The following is an 18660-nucleotide window of genomic DNA, read 5'->3' as shown; positions in this document are numbered from 1 at the left end:
AAAAAGGAACCACCATTGATGAAGAAAGGGATGGGCATTTTTGCCCATCCCTTTCTTTTTGACTTACTCAATGGAGGTTAAACTAATTTCGCCAGAAAAAAGAGTGAGAAATTGGTCTTCTATTTGTACGATCAACTCTCCATGTTCTCCGATTTCTTTAGCAATCCCAGTATAATGCTGCCCTTTTTGGGTAAATTGTACTTTTTTTCCAAGAACGAAAGACTTTTCACGATAAAGTGTTAAGTATTCGTCTGTGGGTTCTGAAAGATAGTGAAAGAAATTTTTCCAAATTTGACTAATCAATTGATTCCGTGTGATGGATTTCTGACCATCAGGGAAAAGAGACGTTGCTTTCTGTTGAATGGTTTCAGGAAACTGTTTTTGCGGGATGGAAAAATTTAGACCAATGCCAATAATGATCGAACTGATCCCGCCAGTTTCCATGTCACTGATTGCTTCAGATAAAATCCCGCTAATTTTTTTTCCATTTAAATAAAGATCATTGACCCATTTGATCGAAGGGTCTTTTTTAGTCAATTCTTGAATGGCTTTCACGCATGCACTTGCTGCAATAACTGTATACTGAGGCAATTCATCAAATCGTTGATTGGGATGGATCAATAAGCTCATATAAATACCTTGACCAGGGGCTGCAAAAAAAGGACGTCCAAATCGGCCGTGTGCCTGTTCTTGGGTATCGGCGATAAAAAGAGCGGGTCCGATTTCTTTGGTTGCCGCAAGTTTAGCATCTTTCATCGTAGATTCTGATCGTTCTTGTACCGACACCGTCAAATCTGGTATCCAAGGTTCTAATGCTTGGCGAATTTCTTGGGCATCTAACACATCAGAAGGAAGATAACGGTATCCCTTAGCTTGATGCTCAAAATGATAACCTGTTTTTTCTAATTCTTTGATTGCTTTCCAAATACTGGTACGTGACACTTGTAATTGCTGTGCCATTTTTTCACCTGATAAAAAATCAGGAGATTCTTTTAATAGTTGGAGTACTTTATCTTTTGTCGTCATCCATTGCAACTCCTTTCATGTAGTATTGTATCAATAAGAAAGCAGAAAACAAATGAGAAATTTGTCAGTTGTTATGGAAGTGACAACAGATGATTGCTAACTTAAAAGTACTTGGTCGTCTTTCAATGCAGCGCCACTATTTTGTTTGAACATTTCTAGTAGCTGAGGGACAGTCAAATGTTGTTTTTCTGCCTGTTGAATATCCACGACGATTTGCCCTTGGTGTAGCATGATCAATCGATTTCCGTAGCGGATGGCATCTTCCATATCATGGGTGACCATGAAAGCCGTCAAGTGCTGTTCGCTAATTAATTTGTCCGTGAGTTCCATCACCGTTTTTGAAGTTGCCGGGTCGAGGGCTGCAGTATGTTCGTCTAATAAAATCAATTCAGGACGTTGTAAAGTAGCCATTAATAAAGTGATCGCTTGACGCTGTCCTCCAGAAAGCAAGCCGATTTCAGTGGTCAAACGATTTTCTAACCCAAGATTCAAACGTGCGAGATGTTCCTTGAAAAAAGAACGATCTTGTGGCTTGACGCCACGGAAAAAGCCTCGTTTTTTACCACGTTTCATTGCTAGTGCTAAATTTTCTTCCACCGTCAATCGGACAGCAGTGCCTAATTTAGGATCTTGAAAGACACGACTGATTTCTTTGGAGCGAGCAACCACTGACTTTTTGGTGATATCTTTGCCATTCAATAAAATCTTCCCTTGATCCACTGGAAAAGAACCAGCAATACTGTTCAATAGTGTCGATTTACCTGCACCATTTCCGCCAATAATTGTTACGAAATCACCTTGTTTCAACGAGAGATTAACTCCTTTTAGCACATGGTTTTCATTGATGGTTCCTTTTTCAAACGTATGGTGGATAGATTGAAGTGTTAAAACATCAGTCATTGATAGATCCTCCTTTTGCTTTCGTACGCTTAGGTAACTTTAATTTTTGTTGGATTTGTGGAAAAGATAAACAGATAACCAGAACAAGTGCAGAAGCTAATTTTGAATCGCTTGGTTGAACGTTCAACTCAAAAACTAACGCTAAGATAAAACGATAGATCACGGCGCCTAAAATAATTGTCAATAATCGAAGAAGCAATGGTTGGTTTCGAAAGAGGACTTCAGCGATGATGATTGAAGCCAAGCCAATCACGATCGTACCGATCCCAGAGTTTAAATCAGCAAAGCCATTGTTTTGTGCAAGCAACGAACCAGATAAAGCAATACAGCCATTTGAGATCATATACCCAATGATTTTCATCGTATCGGTGTTGATGCCATTTGCTTCACTCATTGCTAAATTATCGCCAGTCGCTCGAATCGCCAACCCCGTTTCTGTCCGTAAAAATAAAACAAGCAACGTGACAACGATCAATGCGACAAGTAAGCCAGCGATCAATACAGCATTTTCCTTTGAAACACCGAGTGATTCTGCCCATGTAAAGACGGTTTTTTGTCCTAATAATGAAAGATTAGGTGCGCCCATGATTCGTGAGGTAACGGAATATAAACCAGTCATCGTGATGATTCCAGCTAGAAGTGCCGGAATTTTAAGTTTGGTATGGAGCAATCCTGAAACTAAGCCAGCTACTGCGCCTCCTAAAAATCCTAAGAGGCAAGCAACGATTGGGGAAAGTCCATTAGTGATACTGACGGCAGCAATCCCAGCACCTAAAGGGAAACTGCCTTCAGCTGTTAAATCAGCGATATCCAGGATACGAAAAGTAAGGAAGACACCGATTGCCAGTAGTGCCCAAAGCACGCCTTGTGAAGCAGAAGATAAAAAGATACTTATTAAATTAGTCATGATTGTCCTCCTGTAAAATTATTCAGTCTCTTTGATTGTTGTTGGATCGATCCCAAGGGCTTTTGCCATGTCTTTATTGACATATAAGGAAAGATCATCTGCTGATTCAACCGGTAATTCACTCGGTTTTTTGCCAGCTAAGATCTTAGCAGCCATTTCGCCTGTTTGTCGCCCTAACTCTTCATAATCAATCCCAACAGTTGCTAAGCCACCTTCTTTGACTTGATCCACGGAACCAGCAACGATCGGTGTTTTTGTTTCTTTGGCTACTTCACCGATAACGCTAGCAGCACTGGCGAATGTATTATCCGTTGGGATGTAGATACCGTCGACATCTTTGGCTAAACTTTTTGTCACTTGTTGAACATCATTGGTGGAGTTTGCCGTCAATACTTTGACTTTCTCTCCGGCTTTTTTCAATGTTTTCTCGGCTAAGTCTCCTTGGATTTTAGAATTTGCTTCCCCGTTGTTGTACATGATCCCGATCGTTTTTGCTTTTGGCACGATCTGTAATAATAGCTCAATTTGTTTTTCGATCGGTACCATATCCGTTGTACCAGTCACGTTTCCACCAGGTTTGTCATTAGAAGAAACTAAGTGTGCTTTTTCTAAGTCGGTAACTGCTGTCACTGTAATAGGAATCGTAGTTGTTTCATTAAGGAGTGATTGCGCAGCTGGAGTTGCAATCCCTAATAATAAGTCGGGTTGGTCTTTCACTAATTTTTCACTCATACTTTTTAGATTGTCTTGATTGTTTTGCGCATTTTGATAGTTGATTGTTAAATTGTCGCCTTCTTTATAGCCATTTTCTGCTAGCCCTTCTTTGAACCCTTTATATGTAGCATCTAATGAATTGTGTTGAACCAGTTGTAAAACACCGATTGTTTTCGAGTCATCCGATTTTGCTGAGGAACTATTTGCAGTTCCACATCCACCAAGTGCTAGTAATAATGTTGCGCCTAATCCGATCAATAGATTTTTTTTCATTTCTTTTTCCTCCTTCAATTTTGAAAACAAAAAATCCATTTAGACAAAACGTCTAAATGGATTGAGTATCGAAAGAGTATGTAAGTAAGAAATCGTGATTACTTTGTACTTTTCGCTTAGCCACTTAACGTAATGTCTACGTGGCTTTTGCGTAATACAAAGTTCTTTAGCCATCATAGATACAAACCAGTTGTTTGGTGTTTGTATCCATAATTCATGAATACAAACCTATCTAAAGTAGCTAAAGTAAAAGTTATTCAATTGTGTCGGGATAAGTTGTATATTCGGTTTTTGCATAAATAAATCCTCCACAAATAATAAATTTTCCTAAGTATAGCGGAGATGTAAGGGGATTGTCAAGACGAACATTCAGAAAATTCTCAAAATCCGTGAATGTTTATTCGATATACTATAGTAAGAAAAGTTTAAGAAAAAATGATGAAAAGAGGAGGGAAACGCCAGGAAGTGTTGACTTTTATGAAAAAAGAGTGTAATATATGAAGTTGCAAAAACTATCTGATGAAGTAAAGGCAGAAACGAAATATTGTCCGTTTCGGCTTTATAATAAGGAAACAAAAATAGAAGCGCATGAAGAAATGGTTTCAAAAGAATGCTCTATTTTTGGTTTTTTTTTGCCTAAAAGCCGCAAAAAATGTCTATTGTTATCTAAATATAATATTTTTAATATTATTGTAACAATTGATCGGGTAGTCTTTTTGAATGACATTTTAGAGGGGTGAAGAGCTTGGCTGGACACGTAGTAAAGTACGGAAAACATCGCGAACGTAGAAGTTTCGCACGAATCAGTGAAGTGTTGGAATTACCAAATTTGATCGAAATTCAAACAGACTCTTACCAATGGTTCCTAGATGAAGGACTAAGAGAAATGTTTGAAGACATTTTGCCAATTGATGACTTCAATGGCAATCTATCTTTGGAATTTGTGGATTATGAATTGAAAGAACCTAAGTATACGGTAGCAGAAGCACGCGCACATGATGCAAATTACTCTGCACCATTACATGTAACGTTACGTCTAACAAACCGTGAGACAGGTGAAATCAAAGCGCAAGAAGTCTTCTTCGGTGATTTCCCATTAATGACTGAACAAGGAACATTCATTATCAACGGAGCAGAACGGGTAATCGTTTCTCAGTTAGTGCGTTCACCTGGTGTGTACTTCCATGGAAAAGTAGACAAAAACGGAAAAGAAGGTTTCGGTTCAACTGTGATCCCGAACCGTGGTGCATGGTTAGAAATGGAAACTGATGCAAAAGATATTTCTTACGTACGTATTGATCGTACCCGTAAGATTCCTTTGACTGTGTTAGTTCGTGCCCTAGGGTTTGGATCGGATGATACGATCTTTGAAATCTTTGGTGACAGTGAAACGTTACGTAATACAGTTGAAAAAGACTTGCACAAAAATGCAAGTGATTCAAGAACAGAAGAAGGATTAAAAGACGTTTACGAACGTCTACGTCCAGGCGAGCCTAAGACAGCCGATAGTTCTCGGAACTTATTGAATGCTCGTTTCTTCGATCCAAAGCGCTACGACTTAGCCAACGTTGGTCGTTATAAAGTAAATAAAAAATTAGACTTGAAAACACGTCTATTGAACTTAACATTAGCAGAAACATTGGTTGATCCAGAAACTGGTGAAATCATCGTTGAAAAAGGAACTGTGTTGACTCACCAAGTGATGGAAACATTAGCACCTTTCATTGATAATGGATTGAATTCAGTGACTTACTATCCATCAGAAGATGGTGTTGTGACTGATCCAATGACTGTTCAAGTAATCAAAGTCTTTTCACCAAAAGACCCAGAACGTGAAGTGAATGTGATCGGTAATGGTTATCCAGAATCAGCTGTGAAAACTGTTCGTCCGGCAGACATCATCGCATCAATGAGTTATTTCTTAAACTTGATGGAAGGGATCGGCAACGTGGACGATATCGACCACTTAGGAAACCGTCGTATCCGTTCAGTCGGTGAATTACTGCAAAACCAATTCCGTATCGGTTTAGCTCGGATGGAACGTGTTGTACGTGAAAGAATGTCGATCCAAGATACAGAAACATTGACACCACAACAATTGATCAACATCCGTCCAGTGGTTGCAAGTATCAAAGAATTCTTCGGTTCTTCTCAGTTGTCTCAGTTCATGGATCAAACGAACCCACTTGGGGAATTGACACACAAACGTCGTCTTTCAGCCTTAGGACCTGGTGGTTTGACTCGTGACCGAGCTGGTTATGAAGTTCGTGACGTTCACTATTCTCACTATGGCCGTATGTGTCCGATTGAAACGCCTGAAGGACCAAATATCGGGTTGATCAATAGTTTATCTAGCTATGCGAAAGTTAATAAATTTGGATTTATCGAAACTCCTTACCGTCGTGTTGATCGTGAAACTGGTCGTGTAACGGATCAAATCGACTATCTAACAGCTGACATCGAAGACCACTACATCGTTGCCCAAGCAAATAGCCCATTAAATGAAGATGGTACTTTTGCACAAGACGTTGTTATGGCTCGTGCGCAAAGTGAAAACTTAGAAGTTTCAATCGATAAAGTCGATTATATGGACGTATCACCTAAACAAGTAGTTGCGGTAGCGACAGCATGTATTCCTTTCTTGGAAAACGATGACTCCAACCGTGCCTTGATGGGTGCCAACATGCAGCGTCAAGCAGTGCCATTGATCAATCCACAAGCACCATGGGTTGGTACTGGTATGGAATATAAATCAGCTCATGACTCAGGAGCTGCTTTGCTATGTAAACATGATGGTGTCGTTGAATTTGTGGATGCCTCTGAGATTCGTGTTCGTCGTGACAACGGTGCATTAGATAAATACGCTGTAACAAAATTCCGTCGTTCAAACTCAGGAACAAGCTACAACCAACGCCCAATCGTTCATTTAGGCGAAAAAGTTGAAAAAGGCGATACTTTAGCAGATGGACCTTCAATGGAACAAGGTGAAATGGCGCTAGGACAAAACGTTTTAGTTGGTTTCATGACTTGGGAAGGTTACAACTATGAAGATGCGATCATCATGAGCCGTCGTCTTGTGAAAGACGATGTCTATACTTCGATCCACATCGAAGAATATGAATCAGAAGCTCGTGATACAAAATTAGGACCTGAAGAAATCACTCGTGAAATCCCTAACGTTGGGGAAGATGCTTTGAAAGATCTAGACGAGATGGGTATTATCCGTATCGGTGCGGAAGTCCAAGATGGTGACTTGCTAGTTGGTAAAGTAACACCAAAAGGGGTAACCGAATTATCAGCTGAAGAACGTCTTTTACATGCGATCTTTGGTGAAAAAGCTCGTGAAGTCCGTGATACTTCATTACGTGTACCACACGGTGGTGGCGGGATCGTCCACGACGTAAAAATCTTTACTCGTGAAGCCGGCGATGAATTATCACCAGGCGTAAACATGCTTGTACGTGTGTATATCGTTCAAAAACGTAAAATCCATGAAGGAGATAAGATGGCCGGACGTCATGGTAATAAAGGGGTTGTATCCCGTATCATGCCGGAAGAAGATATGCCATTCTTACCAGATGGAACACCAATCGATATCATGTTGAATCCTTTAGGGGTGCCATCACGGATGAATATCGGACAAGTATTGGAATTGCATTTAGGGATGGCTGCTCGTCAGTTAGGTATCCATGTTGCAACACCAGTATTTGATGGTGCAAGTGATGAGGACGTTTGGGAAACAGTTCGTGAAGCTGGTATGGCCAGCGATGCGAAAACCATCCTTTATGACGGACGTACAGGTGAACCATTTGACGGCCGAGTGTCTGTCGGTGTCATGTACATGATCAAACTTGCTCACATGGTCGATGATAAATTGCATGCTCGTTCAATCGGACCTTACTCATTGGTTACACAACAACCATTGGGTGGTAAAGCACAATTTGGTGGACAACGTTTTGGTGAAATGGAAGTTTGGGCTTTGGAAGCTTACGGTGCCGCTTATACCTTACAAGAAATCTTGACATACAAATCAGATGATGTAGTTGGTCGTGTGAAAACTTATGAAGCGATCGTCAAAGGCGAACCAATTCCAAAACCAGGTGTACCAGAATCATTCCGAGTATTAGTAAAAGAATTACAATCACTAGGATTAGACATGCGTGTCTTGGATATCAAAGATTCTGAAATCGAACTCCGTGATATGGATGACGAAGATGATGATTTGATCACTGTAGATGCTTTGACAAAATTTGCTGAACAGCAAACAGCCAAAGAATTAGAAAAGAAAGCTGCTGAACAAGTGGAAGATGAAAGACAAGATATCATCCAAAACTTTGAAACCGCAGAAGATAACTTAGACTAATCCGGTCTATGAGCTGTAAGGCGGTCGATGATCAGCCGCCTTGCGGTTTTGCCATTAAACGAAATGGAGGGAACCCCTTTTGATCGATGTAAATAAATTCGAAAGTATGCAAATAGGTTTGGCTTCTCCCGAAAAAATCAGAAGCTGGTCTTATGGTGAAGTAAAAAAACCTGAGACGATTAACTATCGTACCTTAAAACCTGAACGCGAAGGGTTGTTCTGTGAGCGGATTTTTGGTCCTACGAAAGACTGGGAATGTGCCTGCGGAAAATATAAACGTATCCGTTATAAAGGAATCGTTTGTGACCGATGCGGTGTTGAAGTGACACGTTCAAAAGTTCGTCGTGAACGTATGGGTCACATTGAATTAGCAGCACCTGTTTCACATATCTGGTACTTTAAAGGAATTCCTTCTCGTATGGGACTTGTTTTAGACATGAGTCCTCGTGCCTTAGAAGAAATCATTTATTTTGCTTCATATGTGGTTATCGAACCAGGAAACACCAACTTAGAGAAAAAACAATTGTTGACAGAACGTGAATACCGCGAAAAACGTGAACAATATGGACAAGAATTCCAAGCAGCAATGGGTGCAGAAGCAATCAAACAATTACTAGACAGTGTTGATTTAGATGCTGAAGCAGCTGAATTGAAAGAAGAATTGAAATCTGCCCAAGGGCAAAAACGGACTCGTGCGATCCGCCGTTTGGACATTTTAGAAGCTTTCCGTGCTTCAGGAAATGAACCAAGTTGGATGGTTATGGACGTTATTCCAGTTATTCCACCAGATTTACGACCAATGGTGCAATTAGAAGGTGGACGTTTTGCAACAAGTGATTTGAATGATCTTTACCGTCGAGTAATCAACCGTAATAACCGTTTGAAACGCTTGTTAGATTTGAATGCTCCAGGAATCATCGTCCAAAACGAAAAACGGATGTTACAAGAAGCTGTTGATGCGTTGATCGATAATGGTCGTCGTGGCCGTCCAGTTACTGGACCAGGTAACCGTCCATTGAAATCTCTTTCTCACATGTTGAAAGGGAAACAAGGTCGTTTCCGTCAAAACTTACTTGGTAAACGTGTTGACTATTCAGGACGTTCCGTTATCGTTGTAGGACCTTTCTTGAAAATGTATCAATGTGGATTGCCAAAAGAAATGGCGATCGAACTATTTAAACCATTCGTGATGCGTGAATTGGTTCAACGTGAACTAGCTTCTAACATCAAAAATGCGAAACGTAAAATCGAACGTCAAGAAGACGAAGTTTGGGATGTCTTGGAAGACGTAATCAAAGAACACCCAGTATTACTTAACCGGGCACCTACGCTACACAGACTTGGTATCCAAGCATTTGAACCTGTTTTAGTGCAAGGCCGTGCGATTCGTTTGCACCCACTTGTATGTGAAGCTTATAATGCCGACTTTGATGGAGACCAAATGGCCGTTCACGTACCATTGAACGAAGAAGCACAAGCGGAAGCTCGTATGTTGATGCTAGCTGCTCAAAACATCTTGAATCCAAAAGACGGTAAACCAGTTGTAACACCTTCCCAAGATATGGTTTTAGGTAACTACTACCTAACAATGGAAGAAGAAGGACGTGAAGGCGAAGGAATGGTCTTCCGTGACCAAAACGAAGCTGTGATCGCATGGCGTAACGGCTACGTTCATTTACACTCACGTATCGGTGTGAACCCTAATTCATTAGGTGAAAAACCATTTACTGACTGGCAAAAAGAACGTACGATGATTACAACTGTTGGTAAGATCATCTTTAATGAGATCATGCCTCCAGAGTTCCCTTACTTGAATGAACCAACAGACTTCAACTTAACGGTACAAACACCGGATAAATATTTTGTTGAAGCAGGTACAGATATTCCTGCGCATATCAAAGAGCAAGAATTAGTCTTACCATTCAAGAAGAAAAATCTAGGAAATATCATTGCGGAAGTCTTCAAACGTTTCAAAGTAACTGAAACTTCTAAGATGCTTGACCGAATGAAAGACTTAGGGTATAAACATTCTACACATGCTGGTATCACAGTAGGTATCGCAGATATCAGTGTACTGAATGAAAAACAAGGAATCATCGAAAATGCCCATAAACAAGTTGAAACAATTACAAAACAATTCCGTCGTGGATTGATTACTGATGACGAACGTTATGAACGAGTAATCGCTGTTTGGAATGCTGCTAAAGATAGCATCCAACAAAAACTGATGGAAGGGTTAGAAGCGAAAAACCCAATCTTCATGATGTCTGACTCTGGAGCTCGTGGTAACATCTCCAACTTTACTCAGCTTGCTGGTATGCGTGGACTGATGGCTGCTCCGAATGGTCGAATCATGGAATTACCGATCATCTCAAACTTCCGTGAAGGACTTTCTGTCTTAGAAATGTTTATCTCTACTCACGGGGCTCGTAAAGGGATGACCGATACTGCCTTGAAGACAGCCGATTCAGGTTACTTGACTCGTCGTTTGGTTGACGTTGCCCAAGACGTTATTATTCGTGAAGAAGATTGTGGAACAGACCGCGGTCTTGAAATCCAAGCGATTCGTGAAGGAAACGAAATCATTGAATCATTAGAAGATCGTTTGATTGGTCGTTACACACGTAAAGAAGTACGTGATCCAGAAACGAACGAATTGATCATCGCTGGTAACCAATTGATTTCAGAAGATATTGCAAAACAAATCGTGGATGCAGGTGTGGAAACTGTAACGATCCGTTCTGTCTTCACATGTAACACAAAACATGGTGTCTGCAAACACTGTTATGGACGTAACTTGGCAACTGGATCTGACGTTGAAGTTGGTGAAGCAGTTGGTACGATCGCCGCTCAATCAATCGGAGAACCAGGTACTCAGTTGACAATGCGTACCTTCCATACCGGTGGGGTAGCCGGAGACGATATCACTCAAGGTCTTCCTCGTGTCCAAGAAATTTTTGAAGCACGTAATCCTAAAGGGCAAGCAGTGATCACCGAAGTAACTGGTGACGTCATCGATATCTCAGAAGATGCTTCAACTCGTACAAAAGAAGTAACAATCAAAGGGAAAACCGACACACGTACGTATACTGTTCCTTATACAGCACGTATGAAAGTCGCTGAAGGCGATATGATCCACCGTGGTGCACCATTAACGGAAGGTTCAATCGATCCTAAACAATTGTTACAAGTTCGTGATGTATTATCAGTTGAAAACTACTTGCTGCGCGAAGTACAACGTGTATACCGTATGCAAGGGGTAGAAATCGGCGATAAACATATCGAAGTAATGGTTCGACAAATGTTACGTAAAGTCCGTGTAATGGATCCAGGTGATACTGATATCTTACCAGGTACATTGATGGATATTGCTGACTTCAAAGACCAAAACTACAATACATTGGTAGCTGGAGGCGTACCTGCAACATCTCGCCCAGTCCTACTAGGTATTACAAAAGCATCATTAGAAACAAACAGCTTCTTATCTGCTGCATCCTTCCAAGAAACAACTCGTGTCTTGACTGATGCTGCGATCCGAGGTAAAAAAGATCCACTTCTTGGTTTGAAAGAAAATGTTATCATCGGTAAAATCATCCCAGCTGGTACTGGTATGGCTCGTTACCGTAACATGGAACCAAAAGAAGTCGGTGTTGCAAGTGAAAATGTTTATAGCATTTCAGACATCGAAGCACAAATGGCTGCAGAAGATGCAATGAATGAACAAACAAAATAATGTGATACCAAACAGAGCTAAGATGAACATCTTAGCTCTGTTTTTTTTGTCGTGCTAAAGTTGATAGAAACAAACGAAATTGAGAATTTGTTCATTACAGACGAGCATTTTTTCTTATTTTTGTACTTCTAGAAAAATAGGTTCATGAATCATTGAATTGCTTAGCAAAACTTGCTAAAGATTGCTATGCTAGATCAGGTTTGTTCATCGTTCAGGTGAAACTGCTATGTAGGAGCGGATGGGTTGAGATTTTTTCAGGTAATAAACGATACATAATCGAGTTTGAACCAAACGTTTCAGTAAGTGATGCGAGTGCTTGTTGAGCTTGAAGTATAAAAACTTCTTCTTGTAGTTGGGAATGTGAGGACGAAGGATGTGTGGTATTGAGAATCAATTTTTCAAGTAGATTTTTTGGGTTGTCTTGATCTACTAGCGTACCAGAATTCTTTACTGACTTGCTTGGTAAAATTTGTTGAATTTTATCAGTGAAATTAGTTTTTTTGACATAACGTGTCCCCCTGAAGTTAAAAATTTTAGCGGTTGTTAATTCAAAATCTGTGGAAAAGTATAATATAAAAGAACTATCCACAAGGAAAAAGAAAAACCGTTTATTCTCTCTTGTGGAAAAAACAGTTGAGAGGAAAAAGAAAGTTATCCACAAAAGAGAATGAAAATAGGGAAAATTGATAAAAATACCGGGTGGGGGTAAAATGAGTATTTCTTTCAATAAATGTAAAAAATGTGAGAACAATAAATGGCGTTTAGGTTTAAGTCCTAGGAGTATTGTATATACTTTTAAATAGATGGATAAAAAATCAAATCAATAAAAAGATTAGTAAAAAAGAAAATGCTGCAATATTCTATCTTAATAAAGCAAGCAGGTAAGTATAGGAGTATCGATTCTTTGTTTATTCGTTTCGAAGGTAAGCAAAACAGTATCACCCTTTTATAAATCAAGGTATGATGAAAGACAAAGGGGGATTTTATATGACGAAAAAAGCAGTTTTTGCAGGTGGTTGTTTTTGGTGCATGGTCAAACCTTTTGAAACACAGCCAGGAATCATAGCAGTAACCTCTGGCTATACGGGAGGACATGTCCCAAATCCTACCTATGAACAAGTAACCACAGGAACGACAGGTCATACGGAAGCAGTAGAAATCGAGTATGATCCGTCTCTGGTTTCTTATGAACAGTTAGTCGAAATCTACTGGCAACAAACAGACCCAACGGATGCTTTCGGTCAATTTGCTGATCGCGGAGACTCTTATCGACCGGTCATTTATTATAGCAATGAAGAAGAACGTGAAATCGCTGAAGCATCAAAGAAACAACTACAAGAAAGTGGTCGATTCGATCGTCCGATTGTCACAAAAATCGAACCCCGAAGTGAGTTTTATCCCGCTGAGGAGTATCATCAAGACTATTATAAGAAGAACAAAGTCCACTATAATCTTTACCGAGAAGGCTCTGGACGAGGGAGTTTTTTACGCAAACATTGGTCTGGAAAATAAGACACATTGCATTTTGAAGAATTTCAGTTAGGGATAAAAGCTGGCTATGCTTTGGCTTGCTGTGAATTTAGTGATTTTTATAATTTTTTAGGTAAAGTTATCTAAGTGTCAATGGATCGGCCATCTGGTTGATCCATTTTTTTATAAATCAAGGTTCATTATCGTTTGTTGAATGACAGCAAGCAGAAAAGATACTAAGCTATCAAAAGCGTACGTAATGAGGCAAATAAGCAAAGTCCGTCAAATCATTAATCATCATCAGTTAAAAGGCTCGCATCGTTGATAACCAATAAATAGACAACTAAATTACTACACATGAAGGAGAAAAAGTGCGACACTCAAAAAAGGCACAAAAGGTACTCTTTTAGATTTTTTATCGTGAGAGAGAAAAATAAAGAAAAAAAGTAATCCCAATAAACTAGCAAGAAAGAGGAGTTGCATCAGTTGATTGAGAGTTAGACCGCCACTCCAGCTTAAAAGCAATAAAACATCGCCTAACCCTAAAAATTCACTCCCGTAACGAGTAAGGAAAAAACTGATCAAGAATAAAACAGCAAAACTAAGCCATTGAAACTCTCCTTTGATCAACCAAGTCATCCATAAGATAAACCAGATAAAATAAAGTGTTCTTCCCTCGATCATCAAATAAAAACTATCCATTAACGATAGTAAAAAGGCTGACAAAAACCAAAAAACAAGTAACCCGTCTGGGCGCTGTGAAAAATAAAATAGCCAAACAGATAAACAACCACCGATACATTCTGCTATAAAATAAATCGGCGAAAGCTTGCAACGACAGTTTCGACAACGAAAACGTTGGTAACAGATGGAAAGCAATGGGACCAATTCATACCAAGCCAATACATGCTGACAGTTGACACAATGAGACCGTGGGTAAATAATAGAGTGTCCTTGTGGCAGGCGTTGTGCCACTAAGCATAAGAACGAACCAATGCAACAACCAATGATAAAATAGAGAAACATAGCGAGGGCCTCCTTTTAAAGAAAGATACGCCAATAACAACCATTTTATTTATTTTTAGTAGAGGTGACAAAATGAAGATTTCGATCGGAGTCGATATCGGTACGACACAAACAAAAGCAGTGGCATTCAACGAACAAGCTGAAGTCATCGCTTCAGCTTATTTCCTTAATCCGATGATCCAAGAAGCACCAGGAATGGCAGAACAAGACCCAGAATTGATCTTCCACGGTGTATGTACAGTAATCAAAGAAGTCGTCAAACAGTTACCTAAGTCGACAACTATAGAAGTGATTGCCTTTTCATCAGCGATGCACAGTTTGATTCTGTTAGATGACAATAAACACCCTTTGACCCGCATGATCACTTGGGCAGATAATCGTGCGAAAACACAAGCTGAAAAACTAAAAAACAGCCAACTAGGGTTTCACTTTTATCAACAAACAGGCACCCCAATCCATCCAATGACGCCACTAGTTAAAATCCATTGGTTGAACGAAACCCAACCAGAACTAACGAAGCAAGTGGCATATTATATTAGCATAAAAGAATATATCTTTTACCGTTTGTTTGGGAAACTAGTCTGTGATTACAGTACAGCCTCAGGCACAGGTTATTTTGATATCCATCAATTCAAATGGGCAGAAGAAGCGTTAAATTACTTATCAATCACTCAAGAACAACTACCTGCAGTGATGCCGTCAACCACGATACTCAATGGATTATCAAAAGAAAAACAAGAAATTTTAGGATTAGAAAATGATATATCATTTGTTTTGGGCGGTGCTGATGGTCCTTTATCTAATTTGGGGCTAGGAGCTTTTGGCGAAAAGGTAGCTGCGTTAACAGTCGGAACCAGTGGGGCATTAAGATTTATTACAGATAAACCACAACTACATCCAGAGATGGAAACCTTCTGTTATGTACTGGATCGTACACACTGGGTAGTCGGTGGCGCAACAAGTAATGGTGCGGGAATTTTTGATTGGGCAAGTCAAACTTTGATGCAAGAAGTAACTCAAGCGGCTATTGACCAAGGTGAAAATCCTTACGATGCTCTTTTCTCAGCAATTACGTTTGTCCCACCAGGAGCGAACGGATTACTCTTTCAGCCCTATTTATTAGGAGAACGAGCCCCTCTATGGGAGGCAGAAGCTTCTGGGAGTTTTTTAGGTTTGCAAAGAGACCACACGGAAAAAGAAATGATGCGAGCTATTCTAGAAGGAATTTGTTTCAATTTAAAAAGGATTTTGACAGGAGTTTGTTCAGAAGATCAATTAACAGAAATCAGAGCTACAGGCGGATTCTCACAATCGCCTGTCTTTCGCCAATTAATGGCTGACGTTTTGGGGTATCCGCTCATTTTCCCGGCGGTGTCTGAAGCCTCCGCTTTAGGAGCCGTTTTCTTAGGGTGGCAAAGTATCGGGAAGATCACTGACTTAAGCGAAGCTATAGAAAAAGTACAGCTTGCTTCACAAGTACCAGTTCAACAAACGGTCAAAGAGACATATCAAAAAATCTTTCCGATTTTTGTTGAAACACAAAAACAAGTAGCGGCGACTTATCAGCCTTTAGCGCATTTACGGCAAACTTTAAGTACTATGGATGAAAAATAGGATGAAAAAGTAGAATGACGGAATAAGAGAGGAATAGTGTAAGAACTAGAAAAAACGACTAAAGCAATAGAAAGTCTTTTCTAAGAAATGATAGGATGAAAATCGTTCTCAACTAATTGGTTTTATTGTACTTTTGTCTCAAAGTTTACTATGCTTTTATTGTAGACAAAAGTTAGGAGGAGAAAAGAAAATGAAATTTCCACAAACAAAAGAAGTATTAAATCAATTAGTTGCAGACTTGAGTCAAATGTCTGTTGTTGTTCACCAAACACATTGGTATATGCGTGGACCAGGTTTCTTGACATTGCACCCAATGATGGATGAATTTATGGATGACTTGAATGAACAATTAGATGAAATCTCAGAGCGTTTGATCACACTAGATGGTTCTCCTTATTCAACCTTACGTGAATTTGCAGACAACACCAATATTCCTGACGAAGTAGGCAATTGGGATCGGACTATTCCAGAACGCTTGGAAATTCTTGTGAAAGGCTACCGCTATTTGGCAGACCTTTACCAAAAAGGAATTGAAGTAGCTGGTGAGGAAGGCGACGACCCAACACAAGATATCTTTATCGAATTCAAAACAGCGACTGAAAAACGAATCTGGATGATTCAAGCACATTTAGGAAAAGCACCAGAAATCGATGTGTAAAATGATCATCAGCTGATGATATTATATAATAGTAGAAAAACTGCGAGGGAAGTTATTTTCCTTGCAGTTTTTATTTTAGAAAGAGAAAGAAACGTTCTTCGTTCTAAAAAAGAATGAGTGCATCACAAGGATACGGGCAATAAAAACGAAAGTTTTGGATTGCTAAGAAAAAACGTTGACATTAAGGGGATTAGCAGGTAATATGTTAAATGGTATTGTTTGCCCCACAAAGAGCCCCGGAAACTCGAAGTGTATGTCAAACATCAGAACTTAAATTGGAGGAAACTAACGTGCGTACAACATATATGGCCAAACCAGGCGAAGTAGAACGTAAATGGTATGTAGTAGACGCAACTGATGTTCCATTGGGACGTCTTTCAACAGTTGTTGCATCTGTACTACGTGGTAAAAATAAACCAACTTTCACACCTCATTTGGACACTGGCGATTTCGTCATCGTAATCAATGCAGATAAAGTGAAATTAACAGGTAAAAAAGCGACTGATAAAATTTATTACCGTCACAGCAACTACCCAGGAGGATTGAAATCAATCACTGCTGGTGAATTGCGTGCTAAAAATTCTCGTCGTTTGATCGAAACTTCTGTAAAAGGAATGCTTCCTAAAAATACTTTAGGCCGCAAACAATTTACAAAATTGAATGTATACGCTGGAGCTGAGCATCCACATGCAGCACAACAACCAGAAGTTTTAGACATTACAAACTTAATCTAATAGGAGGGAATTTCATTGGCACAAGTTCAATATATCGGCACAGGCCGTCGTAAAAATGCAGTTGCTCGTGTACGTTTAGTACCAGGAACTGGTAAAATTACTGTAAACAAAAAAGATGTTGAAGAATACATTCCACATGCTGACTTGCGTGAAGTAATCAATCAACCTTTCGCTGTTACTGAAACAAAAGGCGCTTATGACGTATTTGTTAACGTAAACGGTGGAGGCTACGCTGGACAATCAGGAGCTATCCGTCATGGTATCGCTCGTGCATTGCTAGAAGTTGATCCTGACTTCCGTCTAGCTCTTAAACGTGCTGGCTTACTTACTCGTGACGCACGTATGGTTGAACGTAAAAAACCAGGTCTTAAGAAAGCTCGTAAAGCTTCACAGTTCTCAAAACGTTAAGACTACTATTATATCAACGTTTCAGACACTTTCCATTTTTGGAAGGTGTCTTTTTTTGTACTTTTGGGTACGAAAATGGGTAGGAAGATTTTAAACCTGCCATTCATTTTCCATTTTTTACTTCTTCCAAGCGTTGTTCAAATTTTCGTAAGTGGATAGATGAACGATATTTGGTGTTTTCATATAAACTTCTGTTGTTTATGTATCAGAATTGATGACTGCTCTAGAAATTTGTTCAATTGTTGCGCCACCTCTACCTGCTAGCGTGCTAAAAGTATGTCTTAACTTTTGAGAAGAAGTATTTATCAAGTGTTTGTGTCGGCGTTTCACTGATTTGATGCGGTAGTTAAGGTAGTCTATGTGTACTGGGACATTCACATTTCACTTTCTATCAATATAAGTGAAAAGAAATTGCTCTGCGTTTTGTTTAATTCCAAGTTGTTTCTCTAAATTCACAGTTTTCTTTTAGTACTTCTTCTATTTTGCTGATAATCATGTCTATATGAACAACAATTTTAAATTTTTATACTATACCATGTTTATATAGACAACACAGGGGAGGAAACACAAATGAATGAAAATGAAGGTGGTAGAGAAGTGGAAGTGCTGATTAATGATTTGTTAGCAGAACGTCAAATGTCATTAAGAGAACTCGCAAGATTATCTGGAATTGAGCCATCAAATCTAAGTAATTTGGCAAATGGAAAAAGACAGAAAATTTATTTAGAACACATTGAAAGAATCGCGGATGCATTGGAGATTGATGATATCGATAAAATTATTAAACTGAAGAAAATGAAATAAGCTTTTATAATTTGTAATTACAGATTACCA

At 39.4% G+C, this 18660-nt stretch carries 14 protein-coding genes; 9 read left to right on the top strand and 5 right to left on the bottom strand.

The window, feature by feature from the left end; translation table 11 throughout:
• Nucleotides 1-63: 63 nt before the first annotated feature.
• From birA to IGK21_RS12660, 4 genes are all read right to left on the bottom strand, one after another.
• A complete protein-coding gene (gene birA, locus IGK21_RS12675; RefSeq protein WP_034700144.1) occupies nucleotides 64-1026 on the bottom strand; it encodes a bifunctional biotin--[acetyl-CoA-carboxylase] ligase/biotin operon repressor BirA in 963 nt (320 codons plus the stop codon).
• A gap of 96 nt (nucleotides 1027-1122) precedes the next feature.
• On the bottom strand, nucleotides 1123-1926 hold the full coding sequence (locus IGK21_RS12670) for an ABC transporter ATP-binding protein (RefSeq protein WP_010720688.1): 804 nt from the start codon (nucleotides 1924-1926) through the stop codon (nucleotides 1123-1125).
• Nucleotides 1919-2833, bottom strand: a complete 915-nt coding sequence (locus tag IGK21_RS12665) for an ABC transporter permease (protein ID WP_034700142.1) — start codon at nucleotides 2831-2833, stop codon at nucleotides 1919-1921. Before IGK21_RS12665 ends, IGK21_RS12670 begins: the two co-directional genes overlap by 8 nt.
• 18 nt (nucleotides 2834-2851) lie before the next feature.
• Complete coding sequence (locus tag IGK21_RS12660) at nucleotides 2852-3820, bottom strand: ABC transporter substrate-binding protein (protein ID WP_181914731.1); 969 nt, start codon at nucleotides 3818-3820, stop codon at nucleotides 2852-2854.
• 497 nt (nucleotides 3821-4317) lie between these two features.
• Between IGK21_RS12660 and IGK21_RS12655 the strand changes: the two genes are divergently transcribed.
• The 4 genes from IGK21_RS12655 (at nucleotide 4318) to msrA (ending at nucleotide 13428) form a co-directional block, all read left to right on the top strand.
• A complete protein-coding gene (locus IGK21_RS12655; protein ID WP_010720685.1) occupies nucleotides 4318-4560 on the top strand; it encodes a hypothetical protein in 243 nt (80 codons plus the stop codon).
• Nucleotides 4561-4565: 5 nt separating this feature from the next.
• Nucleotides 4566-8183, top strand: coding sequence for a DNA-directed RNA polymerase subunit beta (rpoB, locus tag IGK21_RS12650; RefSeq protein ID WP_010720684.1), 3618 nt, complete (start codon nucleotides 4566-4568; stop codon nucleotides 8181-8183).
• A 79-nt stretch (nucleotides 8184-8262) separates the two neighbouring features.
• A complete protein-coding gene (gene rpoC, locus IGK21_RS12645) occupies nucleotides 8263-11916 on the top strand; it encodes a DNA-directed RNA polymerase subunit beta' (protein WP_010720683.1) in 3654 nt (1217 codons plus the stop codon).
• A gap of 987 nt (nucleotides 11917-12903) precedes the next feature.
• A complete protein-coding gene (gene msrA / locus IGK21_RS12640; protein WP_080704615.1) occupies nucleotides 12904-13428 on the top strand; it encodes a peptide-methionine (S)-S-oxide reductase MsrA in 525 nt (174 codons plus the stop codon).
• Nucleotides 13429-13737: 309 nt separating this feature from the next.
• Here msrA and IGK21_RS12635 read toward each other — a convergent pair whose 3' ends face one another.
• Nucleotides 13738-14412, bottom strand: a complete 675-nt coding sequence (locus tag IGK21_RS12635; RefSeq protein ID WP_034700138.1) for a prepilin peptidase — start codon at nucleotides 14410-14412, stop codon at nucleotides 13738-13740.
• Nucleotides 14413-14484: 72 nt separating this feature from the next.
• On the opposite strand from IGK21_RS12635, the gene IGK21_RS12630 reads away from it, so the two are divergent.
• The 5 genes from IGK21_RS12630 to IGK21_RS12610 all read left to right on the top strand — a co-directional run bounded on the left by IGK21_RS12630 (nucleotide 14485) and on the right by IGK21_RS12610 (nucleotide 18630).
• Nucleotides 14485-16026: a gluconokinase gene (locus tag IGK21_RS12630; protein WP_034700136.1), complete on the top strand. Its 1542-nt coding sequence runs from the start codon at nucleotides 14485-14487 to the stop codon at nucleotides 16024-16026.
• Nucleotides 16027-16216: 190 nt separating this feature from the next.
• Nucleotides 16217-16684 (top strand): Dps family protein, encoded by a 468-nt coding sequence (locus tag IGK21_RS12625; RefSeq protein ID WP_034700133.1) that lies wholly within the window; start codon nucleotides 16217-16219, stop codon nucleotides 16682-16684.
• Nucleotides 16685-16989: 305 nt separating this feature from the next.
• Complete coding sequence (gene rplM / locus IGK21_RS12620) at nucleotides 16990-17418, top strand: 50S ribosomal protein L13 (protein ID WP_034686358.1); 429 nt, start codon at nucleotides 16990-16992, stop codon at nucleotides 17416-17418.
• A 15-nt stretch (nucleotides 17419-17433) separates the two neighbouring features.
• Complete coding sequence (gene rpsI, locus IGK21_RS12615) at nucleotides 17434-17826, top strand: 30S ribosomal protein S9 (RefSeq protein ID WP_002287505.1); 393 nt, start codon at nucleotides 17434-17436, stop codon at nucleotides 17824-17826.
• A gap of 570 nt (nucleotides 17827-18396) precedes the next feature.
• The gene (locus tag IGK21_RS12610) at nucleotides 18397-18630 is read left to right on the top strand and encodes a helix-turn-helix domain-containing protein (protein WP_034700131.1); all 234 of its coding nucleotides are present in this window, start codon (nucleotides 18397-18399) and stop codon (nucleotides 18628-18630) included.
• The last annotated feature ends 30 nt before the right edge of the window (nucleotides 18631-18660 follow it).

The sequence above is a fragment of the Enterococcus sp. DIV1421a genome (assembly GCF_051711025.1).
Lineage (GTDB): Bacteria > Bacillota > Bacilli > Lactobacillales > Enterococcaceae > Enterococcus_B > Enterococcus_B hirae.
The sequence above is the reverse complement of the archived record's forward strand: the minus strand, read 5'-3'. Positions and strand labels throughout refer to the sequence as shown.

Excerpts from the sequence above, each read along its gene's own strand:
- IGK21_RS12610 (WP_034700131.1), top strand. The coding sequence starts at position 18,397 with ATGAATGAAAATGAAGGTGGTAGAGAAGTGGAAGTGCTGATTAATGAT.
- IGK21_RS12655 (WP_010720685.1), top strand. The coding sequence starts at position 4,318 with ATGAAGTTGCAAAAACTATCTGATGAAGTAAAGGCAGAAACGAAATAT.
- msrA (WP_080704615.1), top strand. The coding sequence starts at position 12,904 with ATGACGAAAAAAGCAGTTTTTGCAGGTGGTTGTTTTTGGTGCATGGTC.
- IGK21_RS12625 (WP_034700133.1), top strand. The coding sequence starts at position 16,217 with ATGAAATTTCCACAAACAAAAGAAGTATTAAATCAATTAGTTGCAGAC.
- IGK21_RS12660 (WP_181914731.1), bottom strand. The coding sequence starts at position 3,820 with ATGAAAAAAAATCTATTGATCGGATTAGGCGCAACATTATTACTAGCA.
- IGK21_RS12630 (WP_034700136.1), top strand. The coding sequence starts at position 14,485 with ATGAAGATTTCGATCGGAGTCGATATCGGTACGACACAAACAAAAGCA.
- IGK21_RS12670 (WP_010720688.1), bottom strand. The coding sequence starts at position 1,926 with ATGACTGATGTTTTAACACTTCAATCTATCCACCATACGTTTGAAAAA.
- IGK21_RS12635 (WP_034700138.1), bottom strand. The coding sequence starts at position 14,412 with ATGTTTCTCTATTTTATCATTGGTTGTTGCATTGGTTCGTTCTTATGC.
- IGK21_RS12665 (WP_034700142.1), bottom strand. The coding sequence starts at position 2,833 with ATGACTAATTTAATAAGTATCTTTTTATCTTCTGCTTCACAAGGCGTG.
- birA (WP_034700144.1), bottom strand. The coding sequence starts at position 1,026 with ATGACGACAAAAGATAAAGTACTCCAACTATTAAAAGAATCTCCTGAT.
- rplM (WP_034686358.1), top strand. The coding sequence starts at position 16,990 with ATGGCCAAACCAGGCGAAGTAGAACGTAAATGGTATGTAGTAGACGCA.